The 12,493-nt window shown below is 54.3% G+C and carries 11 protein-coding genes; 8 read left to right on the top strand and 3 right to left on the bottom strand.

What is annotated here, in order from left to right:
- Window positions 1-60: 60 nt before the first annotated feature.
- The 4 genes from ACQ0PY_RS01170 to ACQ0PY_RS01155 all read left to right on the top strand — a co-directional run bounded on the left by ACQ0PY_RS01170 (window position 61) and on the right by ACQ0PY_RS01155 (window position 4,678).
- Window positions 61-903 carry a 23S rRNA (adenine(2030)-N(6))-methyltransferase RlmJ gene (locus ACQ0PY_RS01170; protein ID WP_109740656.1) on the top strand — a complete coding sequence of 281 codons (843 nt, stop codon included), beginning with the start codon at window positions 61-63 and terminating at the stop codon, window positions 901-903.
- 71 nt (window positions 904-974) lie between these two features.
- The gene (gene gorA / locus ACQ0PY_RS01165; RefSeq protein WP_042998529.1) at window positions 975-2,327 is read left to right on the top strand and encodes a glutathione-disulfide reductase; all 1,353 of its coding nucleotides are present in this window, start codon (window positions 975-977) and stop codon (window positions 2,325-2,327) included.
- A 164-nt stretch (window positions 2,328-2,491) separates the two neighbouring features.
- Window positions 2,492-2,743, top strand: coding sequence for a DUF2059 domain-containing protein (locus ACQ0PY_RS01160; protein WP_044253705.1), 252 nt, complete (start codon window positions 2,492-2,494; stop codon window positions 2,741-2,743).
- 285 nt (window positions 2,744-3,028) lie between these two features.
- Complete coding sequence (locus ACQ0PY_RS01155; RefSeq protein ID WP_042998531.1) at window positions 3,029-4,678, top strand: alpha,alpha-trehalase; 1,650 nt, start codon at window positions 3,029-3,031, stop codon at window positions 4,676-4,678.
- A 3-nt stretch (window positions 4,679-4,681) separates the two neighbouring features.
- Here ACQ0PY_RS01155 and ACQ0PY_RS01150 read toward each other — a convergent pair whose 3' ends face one another.
- Entirely contained in the window at window positions 4,682-6,262 is a 1,581-nt protein-coding gene (locus ACQ0PY_RS01150; protein ID WP_042998532.1) for an STY4199 family HEPN domain-containing protein, read from the bottom strand.
- A 153-nt stretch (window positions 6,263-6,415) separates the two neighbouring features.
- Here ACQ0PY_RS01150 and ACQ0PY_RS01145 point away from each other — a divergent pair, with 153 nt between their 5' ends.
- The gene (locus ACQ0PY_RS01145; RefSeq protein WP_109739750.1) at window positions 6,416-6,964 is read left to right on the top strand and encodes a GNAT family N-acetyltransferase; all 549 of its coding nucleotides are present in this window, start codon (window positions 6,416-6,418) and stop codon (window positions 6,962-6,964) included.
- Between the two features lie 15 nt (window positions 6,965-6,979).
- Here the strand turns inward: ACQ0PY_RS01145 and ACQ0PY_RS01140 are convergent, their stop codons facing one another.
- Both ACQ0PY_RS01140 and ACQ0PY_RS01135 read right to left on the bottom strand, forming a co-directional pair.
- A complete protein-coding gene (locus ACQ0PY_RS01140; RefSeq protein WP_042998534.1) occupies window positions 6,980-7,579 on the bottom strand; it encodes a helix-turn-helix transcriptional regulator in 600 nt (199 codons plus the stop codon).
- A gap of 360 nt (window positions 7,580-7,939) precedes the next feature.
- Complete coding sequence (locus ACQ0PY_RS01135; protein WP_044253710.1) at window positions 7,940-8,698, bottom strand: SDR family NAD(P)-dependent oxidoreductase; 759 nt, start codon at window positions 8,696-8,698, stop codon at window positions 7,940-7,942.
- Between the two features lie 119 nt (window positions 8,699-8,817).
- Here ACQ0PY_RS01135 and ACQ0PY_RS01130 point away from each other — a divergent pair, with 119 nt between their 5' ends.
- The 3 genes from ACQ0PY_RS01130 to ACQ0PY_RS01120 all read left to right on the top strand — a co-directional run bounded on the left by ACQ0PY_RS01130 (window position 8,818) and on the right by ACQ0PY_RS01120 (window position 12,469).
- Window positions 8,818-9,717 (top strand): LysR family transcriptional regulator, encoded by a 900-nt coding sequence (locus ACQ0PY_RS01130; RefSeq protein ID WP_109739749.1) that lies wholly within the window; start codon window positions 8,818-8,820, stop codon window positions 9,715-9,717.
- Between the two features lie 47 nt (window positions 9,718-9,764).
- On the top strand, window positions 9,765-10,793 hold the full coding sequence (yhjD, locus tag ACQ0PY_RS01125; RefSeq protein ID WP_109739748.1) for an inner membrane protein YhjD: 1,029 nt from the start codon (window positions 9,765-9,767) through the stop codon (window positions 10,791-10,793).
- 353 nt (window positions 10,794-11,146) lie between these two features.
- Window positions 11,147-12,469: an MFS transporter gene (locus ACQ0PY_RS01120; RefSeq protein ID WP_042998538.1), complete on the top strand. Its 1,323-nt coding sequence runs from the start codon at window positions 11,147-11,149 to the stop codon at window positions 12,467-12,469.
- Window positions 12,470-12,493 lie beyond the last annotated feature (24 nt).

Here is a 12,493-nt window from a genome sequence, read left to right as displayed (position 1 = left end):
ATTCGCCCGAAAGCGTGACGCTAATCGGGCCTACGTTTACAACCTGGAACACGTTTACCCATGCTCAGTTATCGCCACAGCTTCCACGCTGGCAACCACGCCGACGTTCTTAAACACACGGTTCAGAGCCTGATCATCGAGTCGCTCAAAGAGAAAGAGAAGCCGTTTCTCTATCTGGACACCCATGCAGGCGCGGGCCGTTATCAGCTAAGCGGCGAGCATGCTGAACGCACTGGTGAATACCTGGAAGGTATCGCCCGCATCTGGCAGCAGGACGATCTGCTGGCCGAACTCGAGCCGTACATCGGCGTGGTCAAACACTTCAACCGTAGCGGGCAACTGCGTTACTACCCCGGCTCCCCGCTGATCGCGCGTCAACTGCTGCGCGAGCAGGACAGCCTGCATATGACGGAGCTGCATCCGAGTGATTTCCCGCTGCTGCGAGGTGAATTCCAGAAAGATGAACGTGCCCGCGTAGCCCGTGCCGACGGCTATCAGCAACTGAAGGCAAAGCTGCCGCCGGTCTCTCGTCGTGGTTTGATTCTCATCGACCCGCCTTACGAGATTAAATCGGACTACCAGGCCGTTGTCGCCGGGATTAGCGAAGGCTATAAACGTTTTGCCACTGGGACGTATGCGCTGTGGTATCCGGTCGTGTTACGCCAGCAAATCAAGCGCATGGTGCACGATCTGGAAGCGACCGGCATCCGTAAAATCCTGCAAATTGAGCTGGCGGTCCGCCCGGACAGCGACCAGCGCGGCATGACCGCCTCCGGCATGATTGTGGTCAACCCGCCGTGGAAGCTGGAAGCACAAATGAACACAGTGCTACCGTGGCTGCACAGCAAGCTGGTGCCAGCGGGTACCGGGCATACCTTGGTAAACTGGATCGTGCCAGAGTAATTGCAGCCATCGGTGGAAACTATTGATTTCAGGTATACAATCGCGGCAATCAGAACGTAAGGAAAAGACGCATGAGCAAGCATTATGACTACATCGCCATCGGCGGTGGCAGCGGCGGTATCGCCTCGATTAACCGTGCAGCCATGTACGGCCAGAAGTGTGCGCTGATTGAAGCCAAAGCGCTGGGCGGCACCTGCGTTAACGTCGGGTGCGTCCCGAAAAAAGTAATGTGGCATGCTGCGCAGATCCGTGAAGCGATCCACCTGTATGGTCCGGACTACGGGTTTGACACCACGATCAATAAATTCAACTGGGATACGCTGATTGCCAGCCGTACTGCCTATATCGACCGCATTCACACCTCGTATGACAACGTGCTGGGTAAAAATAACGTTGATGTGATCAAAGGTTTTGCCCGCTTCGTCGATGCCAAAACCATTGAAGTCAACGGTGAAACAATTACTGCCGATCACATTCTCATCGCCACGGGGGGTCGTCCGAGCCACCCGGATATTCCGGGCGTGGAATACGGTATCGACTCCGATGGTTTCTTTGAACTGCCGGCCCTGCCGGAGCGCGTCGCGGTTGTCGGTGCCGGTTATATCGCCGTTGAACTGGCGGGCGTGATTAACGGTCTGGGTGCCAAAACCCATCTGTTCGTGCGTAAGCATGCGCCACTGCGCAGTTTTGACCCGATGATTACCGAAACGCTGGTGGAAGTGATGAATGCCGAAGGCCCGACGCTTCACACCCACGCCATTCCGAAAGCGGTCGTGAAAAACGCCGACGGTAGCCTGACGCTTGAACTGGAAGACGGTCGCAGTGAAACGGTCGATTGCCTGATTTGGGCGATTGGTCGTGAACCGGCAACCGATAATTTCAACCTGGCAGCGACCGGGGTAAAAACCAACGACAAAGGGTATATCGTCGTCGATAAATACCAGAATACCAGCGTGGACGGGATTTATGCGGTCGGGGATAACACCGGCGCTGTCGAGCTGACGCCAGTTGCTGTTGCGGCAGGTCGCCGTCTTTCTGAGCGCCTGTTTAACAACAAGCCGGACGAGCATCTGGACTACAGCAATATTCCTACCGTGGTCTTCAGCCACCCGCCGATTGGCACCGTAGGTCTGACCGAACCGCAGGCGCGCGAGCAGTATGGCGATGCGCAGGTGAAAGTGTATAAATCTTCGTTTACTGCAATGTATACCGCGGTAACCTCACACCGTCAGCCGTGCCGCATGAAGTTAGTCTGCGTCGGCCCGGAAGAGAAAATCGTCGGCATCCACGGTATCGGCTTTGGCATGGATGAAATGTTGCAGGGCTTTGCAGTAGCGCTGAAAATGGGCGCCACCAAGAAAGACTTCGACAACACCGTGGCCATTCACCCGACGGCAGCGGAAGAGTTTGTGACCATGCGTTAATGTTCCTGACCCCGTGATTTCACGGGGTTTTTTCTGCAATTTAAAAATGGACAATTTAGTTCCTCCTCATAACACGACTTTCCCCCGGGTATAAATTAAAATCCGCAGCAATACTTGCCGCGCTAATAGTATCTAATGCTATTTATTTTAAGAGGTTTTACCCGATGAGAAAGACATTACTTCCTGCTTTAATTGCCGTCGTTTTATTCCCGATTGTGACACTCCCGGCGCATGCCACCGCGCGGGCTGAAAAACGTCAGGACGCCCGTGAGATCCGCCAGGATGCCCGTCAGGACGGTCGTGAAACAAAACGGGAATGTGTCCGGAATAACGATGAAAGTAATTCCCAGTGCCGCCAGGATAAACGTGAAAACCGCCGCGAAGGGCGTCGTGACGCGCGTGATGAGAAATGGTAATCCCCGTATTCAGCGGGGTGGGAAACCTTATCCAGGCGACGTCCCGACAATATTCACAATTCGTTTCATTCGAATGTTCCGAAAATAGGGATTCGCCAGTCGACACGTAATAAAAATTATCACCGGTTATCAATGTATTGTGCTTTTTTCCCGGTTTGCGGCGATTGTGTAAACGTGATCTGCCGCACACTTTGCACCGCACACACCGAAGCGAATGTCTACGCTTAAAAGACAGCCGGGCAACACCCGTATCCTTTACGACGCCATCCGGAGGTCTTTCTCATTATGATCAACCAGAAACTGCAACACGCCCCGTCAGAGGAAATCACGATCGACGTTGATCTTTTCTACGAAACGGATCCGTGCGAGTTAAAACTGGATGAGATGATTGAAGCAGAACCGGAACCTGAGATGATTGAGGGGCTCCCCGCCTCTGACGCCCTGACACCAGCCGATCGCTATCTTGAACTGTTCGAGCATGTACAATCCTCGAAAATTTTTGCCGACAGCAAAACGTTTCCTGACTGTGCGCCGAAAATGGATCCGCTCGATATTCTGATTCGCTACCGCAAAGTCCGTCGTCATCGGGATTTCGATTTACGCCGCTTTGTCGAAAATCACTTCTGGCTGCCTGAAGTCTTCGACAGCGCGTATGTTTCCAACCCGGAAAATTCGCTGAAAGAGCATATCGACCAGTTGTGGCCGGTACTCACCCGCGAGCCGCAGGATCATATTCCGTGGTCATCGCTGCTGGCGCTACCGCAATCCTATATCGTGCCAGGTGGTCGATTCAGCGAAACCTACTACTGGGATTCCTATTTCACCATGCTGGGTCTGGCGGAAAGCGGTCGCGAAGACCTGCTGAAATGTATGGCAGATAACTTTGCGTGGATGATTGAAAACTACGGCCATATTCCGAACGGCAACCGTACTTATTACCTCAGCCGCTCGCAGCCGCCGGTGTTTGCGCTGATGGTCGAACTGTTCGAAGAGGACGGCGTTCGCGGCGCACGGCGCTACCTCGACCATCTGAAGATGGAGTATGCCTTCTGGATGGACGGCGCAGAGTCGCTGGTGCTCAACCAGGCATATCGCCATGCCGTCAGGATGCCGGACGGTTCACTGCTCAACCGCTACTGGGATGACCGCGACACGCCGCGCGATGAATCATGGCTGGAAGATGTGGAAACTGCCAAACATTCTGGTCGTCCGCCGAACGAGGTGTACCGCGATCTGCGCGCCGGTGCGGCATCGGGCTGGGACTATTCTTCCCGCTGGCTACGTGACCCCACACGACTGGCGAGCATTCGCACCACGCAGTTTATCCCTATCGATCTCAACGCCTTTCTGTTCAAACTGGAGAGCACCATCGCCAATATTTCAGCGCTAAAAGGCGAACGTGACGTTGAGGCACTGTTCCGCCAGAAGGCGAGCAATCGACGGGCTGCCGTCAACCGCTATCTGTGGGATGAGGAAAATGGCTGCTTTCGCGACTATGACTGGCGGCGGGAGCAAATGGCGCTGTTCTCTGCCGCCAGCATTGTCCCGCTTTACGTCGGGATGGCGACCCATGAACAGGCCGATCGGCTGGGGGATACCGTGCGTGCTCGCCTGTTGACGCCCGGCGGCATTATGGCCTCCGAGTACGAAACCGGCGAGCAGTGGGATAAACCCAACGGTTGGGCGCCGCTACAATGGATGGCAATTCAGGGTTTTAAGATGTACGGCGATGATGCGCTGGGAGACGAAATCGCCCATAGCTGGCTGCAGACGGTGAATCAGTTTTATCAGCAACATCATAAGCTTATTGAGAAATACCATATCGCCAGCGGCACCCCGCGCGAAGGGGGCGGCGGCGAATATCCGTTGCAGGATGGCTTTGGCTGGACCAACGGCGTCGCACGGCGCCTGATTGGGCTGTATGGAGAACCATAACGGTTACTCTATCACGTCAAAAATGGCGCGCTGAATCTTCAGCCATTTCTCGTTATCCGCGCTGGGATCGGCGCGGAAACGCCGCTCTGCCTGCCCGGTATCATGCTGCTGTCGCGCTATCACCGCAGGCACTGTGCAGAAACGCTTCAGATAAGCTTTGTGTTCGCCCGTCAGCGGCGCACCACCGGACATGGCGTGACCCAACGTATTGATAAAGCGTCGACACGGTTTGCTTTCATCCATCTGCGAGGGGTAGCGCAACAGTAACTCGAGGACATCGGTATTGTTGCGGGCAAACGCCGTTTCGGTCCACGAGACCTGCCAGTTCATACCGCCTTGCAAAAAAAGCGCGGTGACCCGGGTGTCATTGCGATCGATCGCCGCACGCATGTTAAACACATCCCAGGTGATCCCCATCTGTGTCACCATTTCGCGTGCGGAAGGCAATTCGCGCTTGGGCTCTGCCTGGGTGATCTTGATGTTCGGCGCGGGCGCGGGCGGTTGCGAACTCACTAACCACGCTCCACCGCCCAGGATGGCGATCACCATGAGCCCCACCGCGCCCCAGAGCACGCCAGTGATCAGTTGTTCACGTTCTTCCGCCGTGCGCAGCGAACGCTTGCGCAGGGGTTCAATGGATTCGCCAATTTCCTCGGTATCGCCTCCCGCCTGACGATCCTTTTTCCGCGCCTCCTCCCAAAACTGCGCCAGTTGCCCCTCTTCCACAATCATTAACGCCGCCGGATTAATGCGGGCGCGCCCTTGCTCATAGGCCCGCTGGACAGGACGGACAATATGCTGAAACTGGCAGGAGAGTAATGTCAACTGTGCCGAAGACAGCGGCTCCCCGGCCAGCACCGTGTTACGCGCCTGGCGACAGTCATCGAGAAACACCCGCAGCGTCAGGCGCGGTTCAACAAACAGGTTCAGCACTGACGCATCGTTAAAGATGCCGGAATAGTGGCGGGTGAAGGTCTTTTTATCGACAATCATCAGCGCCAGCTCGCTAAAACGCATCCCATTCAGCGGATCCTGGCGTTCACCCAGCTTAATCCAGCGTCTGAGCTTATCCGCGCCAAAGTTGTCTTTGAGGTAATTATTGAGCTGCGTTTTATCCGGCCACATCTGCGAGATAAGCGCAGTCAGGGTTAACTCAATCGTGCGTAACTGCCGTTCTGCGCGTACTTGCTGACTGTGGTCGGCCTCTTCAATGTCCGTTTTAAAATTGAGTAACGATTGATGATGGCGCAGCAATTCCAGCGACCTGACCACGCGCAGGGCGGCAATCAGTTGGTTCTCACTGACCTCCTGCCCGCTGTCATATTGCGGTACGCACTGCTGGAGATGGCGCAGTTGCAGCGTGAACTGGCTCAGTTGCGCGTCGTTGAGATGCAAACGCCGGGCGACCTGGCTCCAGCCGCCCAGGTTCAGCCGGGCCTGATCCAGGTGTTCCAGAAACCATCGCGGATCTTTACCGTCAGAGGCATGCACCCCCAGCATCAGCAGGATCTCCACCGAGGCCTGGCGGATAATCCCCAGACAGTGTTCAAAGGTTGTGCGTGTCGTCAAAACGCTAATCGTCATTCTCTTCCTTCGCTAAAAGCGCCCCCATACGGAGACCATTAATTTTGCTTTAGTTCTTTGTTTTAATTATTAGTTTTTATAGATATAACAAGTTCAATAATTAATACAGTGACCGCTACGTGAACATTGAGAAATATCCCAGGAGATAGCTCTGTGCCCATACTGAAAACAGCCCGCCTGACCTGTCGCCCGATAACCTCTGCCGACTGGCCCTTTTTTCTCGCGCTGCAGCAGGATCCGGACGTGATGCGTCATGTGGCCGACGCGCGAAGTGAGCGCGACATTCGGGAAGCGTTCGATTCTCGCTTACCGACATGGCATCCGGGCGACGCACACTGGCTGTGTTTGCTCCTGTGCGATAACGAAAGCCACAAGCCGCTCGGGGTGACGGGCTATATTCATCGAGGGGAAGTCTGTGCTGAGGTCGGGTTCTTGCTGACGCCCGGCGCGCAGGGAAAGGGATACGGGACAGAATCACTACGCGCCGTCTGCGATTACGCATTTACCACCGGCGGTCTGCGCCGTCTGACCGCTTGTGTCACTGAAGGTAATCAGGCTTCCCGGCATGTGCTGGAGAAAGTGGGATTTATACTGGAAGGGACGCTCAGGGAGAGTTACTGGCTACAACAGCGCTGGCAGAATGATTGGCTGCTGGGGTTATTAAAACAGGAATATATTACGACCGCAGGATCCCGGTCGTAATATCACTGCAGGGTATTAAGGCTGAACCAACAGCATCGCCGCCTGGGTGCGATTTTTAACATCCAGTCGGCGGTAGAGTGATTCAAGATGCGCTTTCACCGTTCCGGTACTGATATTTAACGCCCGGCCAATTTCCTTATTTGACTCGCCTGATGCCAGCATCGTCAAAATTTCCCTCTGCCGGGCGCTTAATGCATGAATATCACGATATTCCGCAGCCGGAGTCGTTAGCCATTCGCCAGGTAAAAACATCATCCCCATCGCAACGCTATTGATCGCCAGTACAAATTTTTCCGGTTCAGAATCGCGGGAAATAATCGCGAGCACATTATATTGCGTCAGTTCCTGTAATCCTTTTTTCGCGCAGTCCGTCGCGATAATTAAAGTTTTGACGAGGGGGAACTGTTGCACCGTTTTTTGCAGGATCCAACGGCAAAACTCACCGTCAAGATCGCCATCCAGCATGAGCAGGGCTTCCGGGTTTTCTTCCAGTTTATACCAGAGTTCATCGGCCTGACTGACACCCTGAATACTCACTCCTGGAATTCGTTGCTGTAAACTGATTTTCATTCCATGAATAAATATTGACTGCCTGTCAAACATGATGATTTGCATTACTCTCTCCACCGTTTCCGATAATAACATTAAGGAGGGGAAGGGTATTACCCGATGGGTAAAATAAACATTCGCCATTTGGCGGGGGGCCATTTTACAGATATCACGTCGGGAGAGAAGTAAAAAAACATTTTTTTACAGCTGAAACACGAGAATTACATCCGGGGATAAAAAACGGGCAATGACTTAAGGAATTCCTTATATTTTACCCCCCCCATTATCTTAATTAAAAATTAAATCTCAGTGAGAATAACGAACGCGCAGGAGAAAAGAAATTATCGCCTGCGCGAAATTATGTTACAGAATTAAAATTCGCATTTCATGATCATTCATCGCACGTAAAGGCTCGCTGAATTCAGCTTACAGGAACATCCCGCCCGAGACTTCAATACGCTGCGCCGTCATCCATGCCAGTTCGTCGCTGAGTAACGCCGCAATCGCATCGCCAATATCATCGGGCAAACCGGCGCGGCCCAGCGCCGTCTGCGAAGCCACATACGCATTCAGTTCTTTATTATCCCGCAGATGGCCACCGCCAAAATCGGTCTCAATGGCGCCGGGCGCAATGGCATTCACCGAGATCCCACGCGCGCCCAGTTCTTTCGCCTGGTAGCGCGTCAGCACTTCCATCGCCCCTTTCATTGACGCGTAGGCGGCATACCCCGGCAGGGCAAAACGCGCCAGCCCGGTTGAAACATTAAGAATACGTCCGCCCTCGTTAATCAACGGCAACAGGTGCTGCGTCAGGAAAAACGGGCCTTTAAAATGGATGCGCATCAGTTCGTCAAACATCTCTTCTGAGGTGTCAGCATACGGCGCGTATAGCCCGATCCCGGCATTGTTCACTAAATAATCAAACGTCTCTCTGTTCCAGTGCGTTTGCAACTGCGTTTTCACCTCAGAGGCAAAAGCTGCAAAACTGGCACTATCACCGACATTCAATTGAATTGCTGCCGCTTTCCTGCCTTTTTGCTCAATTTCAGCGACGACATCCCGCGCCGCCTGCTGTTGACTGTGGTAAGTAAAGAGAATATCCGTTCCTTTGTCCGCCAGCTTAAGCGCGGCATTTTTACCCAGCCCGCGGCTCCCGCCGGTCACCAATGCGATACGTTGCGTCATAAGAAACCTCATTTCAGCTGTTGTGTGGATTGAGGTAAAGCTTATTAGGTGATAGAAAAACAATAAATGTCGCTAATTGCGCATGACTGTTTCATCTGGAACAACAATAGGGCTACAGGATGGATAAAATTCATGCAATGCAGTTATTCATTCGTGTCGCAGAGCTGGAGAGTTTTTCTCGCGCAGCCGACACGCTCGGACTCCCGAAAGGTAGCGTATCGCGCCAGATTCAGGCGCTGGAAAACCATCTTGGCACCCAGCTTTTACACCGCACCACGCGGCGGGTACAACTGACGCAGGACGGCATGGTCTATTACGAACGGGCGAAAGATCTGTTGAGCAATCTGGATGAACTGGACGGTCTGTTTCAGCACGATCCCACCAGCATCAGCGGTAAGCTACGAGTCGATATGCCGGTTGGCGTCGCGCGAAATCTGGTGATCCCCCGCCTGCCCGCCTTTTTGCAGCAGTACCCTGGGATTGAACTGGAGCTCAGCAGCAGTGACCGACTGGTGGATTTGATCCGCGAAGGTTTTGACTGCGTGGTGCGCGTCGGCACGCTGAAAGACTCGGGACTGATCGCGCGTCCGCTGGGCAAGCTTACCGTGATCAACTGCGCCAGCCAACAGTACCTGACGCGTTTTGGCTATCCGGAAAGCCTTGAAGACCTCGCCTCCCATGCGGTAGTACATTACTCGCAAAATCTGGGAACACGACCGCCAGGCTTTGAAATCGCCACCAGCAGCGGGACACAGTGGATAAAAACCGGCGGTACGCTAACGGTTAACAGCACCGAAACCTATCACGCCGCCTGTCTGGCTGGGCTGGGAATTATTCAGGTTCCGCGCGTCGGGGTTCGTGAGGCGTTACGCAATGGCACGCTCGTTGAGGTGCTGCCGCAATACCGCGCCTTGCCGATTCCGGTATCGCTGCTTTACCCACACCGGCGTAATCTTTCACGCCGTGTGCACCTGTTTATGGAGTGGCTGACCGGGGTAATGAAGGACTACGTGGACTGAGACGCTATACTGTCCAGAGAATTAACAAAAAAAGGACGCCTGACCTGATGATGCAGGATAACGACGTAAAACGCCCCACTCAGGAACTTGAACACGACCCGGTACGCAAAATCGACACGACCGGGGACGCCGAGCACGAGAAGAAAAGCACCGCCAGCGAGACGCTGAAAACGGTGACCACCACCGTCGAAAAAATCCAGCGCATTCCGATGATTGCGCATCTGCTCCGCGCGGCTGAACGCTTTAACGATCGGTTAGGTAACCAGTTCGGCGCGGCCATTACCTACTTCTCGTTTTTGTCGATGATCCCCATCCTGATGGTGTCGTTTGCCGCCGCAGGCTTTATTCTTGCCTCGCATCCCACGCTGTTGCAGGACATCTTCACTAAAATCCTGATGAACGTCAGCGACCCGACGCTTGCCGCTACGCTGAAAAGCACCATCAATACGGCGGTACAGCAGCGTACCACCGTTGGTCTGGTCGGGTTAGGGATCGCCCTCTACTCCGGGATTAACTGGATGGGCAACCTGCGCGAGGCGATCCGCGCCCAGTCGCGGGACGTCTGGGAGCGCACGCCGCAGGATCAGGAAAAAATCTGGATCAAATATCTCCGCGATTTCATCTCACTGATTGGCCTGTTGATTGCACTGATTGTGACGCTGTCGATCACCTCGGTCGCCGGTTCGGCGCAACAGATGATTATCTCCGCCCTCTATCTCGACAGCATTGAGTGGCTAAAGCCCACCTGGCGGTTGATTGGCCTGGCGATCTCCATTTTTGCCAACTACCTGTTGTTCTTCTGGATTTTCTGGCGTCTACCGCGTCATCGTCCACGTAAAAAGGCATTGATTCGCGGCACGCTGATTGCGGCGATTGGCTTTGAAGTCATTAAAATCATCATGACCTGGACGCTGCCGGCGCTGGTGAAATCGCCCTCTGGCGCGGCGTTTGGTTCCGTACTGGGACTGATGGCGTTCTTCTACTTTTTCGCACGTCTGACGCTGTTCTGCGCGGCGTGGATTGCAACCGCCGAATACAAAGACGATCCCCGGATGCCGGGCAAAACGCACCGTTGATGCGCGGTATTATGCCGGATGGCGCTGTGCTTATCCGGCCTCCCCTTCACCCGCTACCCAGGCCAGATAAGTGTCTTACCTCGCCAGCCGGCAATATGTTCAGGCACTTACTTCCGCCTCGCTCCGTTCATTTAGCACATAAATCCAGTCCTTAACTTTTATTTAACCAAAAACCAGTTTTATCCACTAATTTTTAAATTATGTGAAGCATTTCATGGACGAGAAATCGCAGGCGCAAACATTATCCGCTTTTTGCCTGATTTTTAACCATATCGAGCGATTGTTACAGATTGAAATGTCGCTTTTGCTGTGCGTAATATGGCCGTTCGTTCGCCAAAAAATAAGAAAATACTATGCAAGCAACCGCCACCACACTCGATAACGAACAGGAACATACTCCGGTCAATTCGCGCAATAAGGTCGTCGTCGCCTCGCTCATTGGCACCGCCATTGAGTTCTTCGACTTCTATATTTATGCGACCGCCGCCGTGATTGTCTTCCCGCACATCTTCTTCCCGCAGGGCGACCCGACAGCGGCAACGCTACAGTCGCTCGCCACGTTTGCCATCGCCTTTGTCGCGCGTCCAATTGGTTCCGCGCTCTTCGGCCACTTTGGCGATCGGGTAGGACGTAAAGTGACGCTGGTGGCGTCTTTGCTGACAATGGGGATCTCAACGGTGATCATCGGCCTGCTGCCAGGCTATGCCACCATTGGCATTTTCGCCCCACTTCTGCTGGCGCTGGCTCGTTTTGGGCAGGGGCTGGGACTGGGTGGTGAATGGGGCGGCGCGGCGCTGCTGGCGACAGAGAACGCCCCGCCGCGTAAGCGCGCGCTGTATGGCTCGTTCCCGCAACTGGGCGCACCGATTGGCTTTTTCTTTGCTAACGGCACCTTCCTGCTGCTCTCCTGGCTGCTGACGGATGAGCAGTTCATGAGCTGGGGCTGGCGCGTTCCGTTTATCTTCTCAGCGGTGCTGGTGATTATCGGCCTGTACGTCCGCGTTTCCCTGCATGAGACGCCGGTTTTCGCTAAAGTGGCCGCCGCGAAAAAACAGGTGAAAATCCCGCTGGGTACGTTGCTGACTAAACACGTTCGCGTGACCATCCTCGGCACGTTCATCATGCTGGCGACCTATACGCTGTTCTATATCATGACCGTGTATTCGATGACGTTCAGTACCGCCGCTGCGCCGGTCGGTCTGGGCCTGCCGCGTAACGACGTGTTGTGGATGCTGATGATGGCGGTGATTGGCTTTGGCGTGATGGTGCCGGTCGCCGGTCTGCTCGCAGACGCGTTTGGTCGCCGCAAGAGCATGGTCATCATCACCACAATGATTATCCTGTTCGCGCTGTTCGCCTTTAAACCGCTGCTGGGCTCCGGCAATCCGGCGCTGGTCTTCGCCTTCCTGCTGCTTGGACTGAGCCTGATGGGGCTGACGTTCGGGCCGATGGGCGCACTGTTGCCTGAGCTGTTCCCGACTGAAGTGCGTTACACCGGCGCATCGTTCTCCTATAACGTCTCTTCGATTCTCGGGGCATCCGTCGCACCGTATATCGCCGCGTGGTTGCAGTCCAATTATGGTCTTGCCGCCGTAGGAACCTACCTGGCATCGATGGCGGCATTAACCCTGATCGCGCTACTGTTAACTCACGAAACGCGTCATCAGTCGCTGTAATCTTTACATGCCGGGTAGTGGCGA

The organism is Citrobacter sp. LST-B2, assembly GCF_057983045.1.
This window is presented reverse-complemented; position numbering and strand designations above follow the sequence as displayed.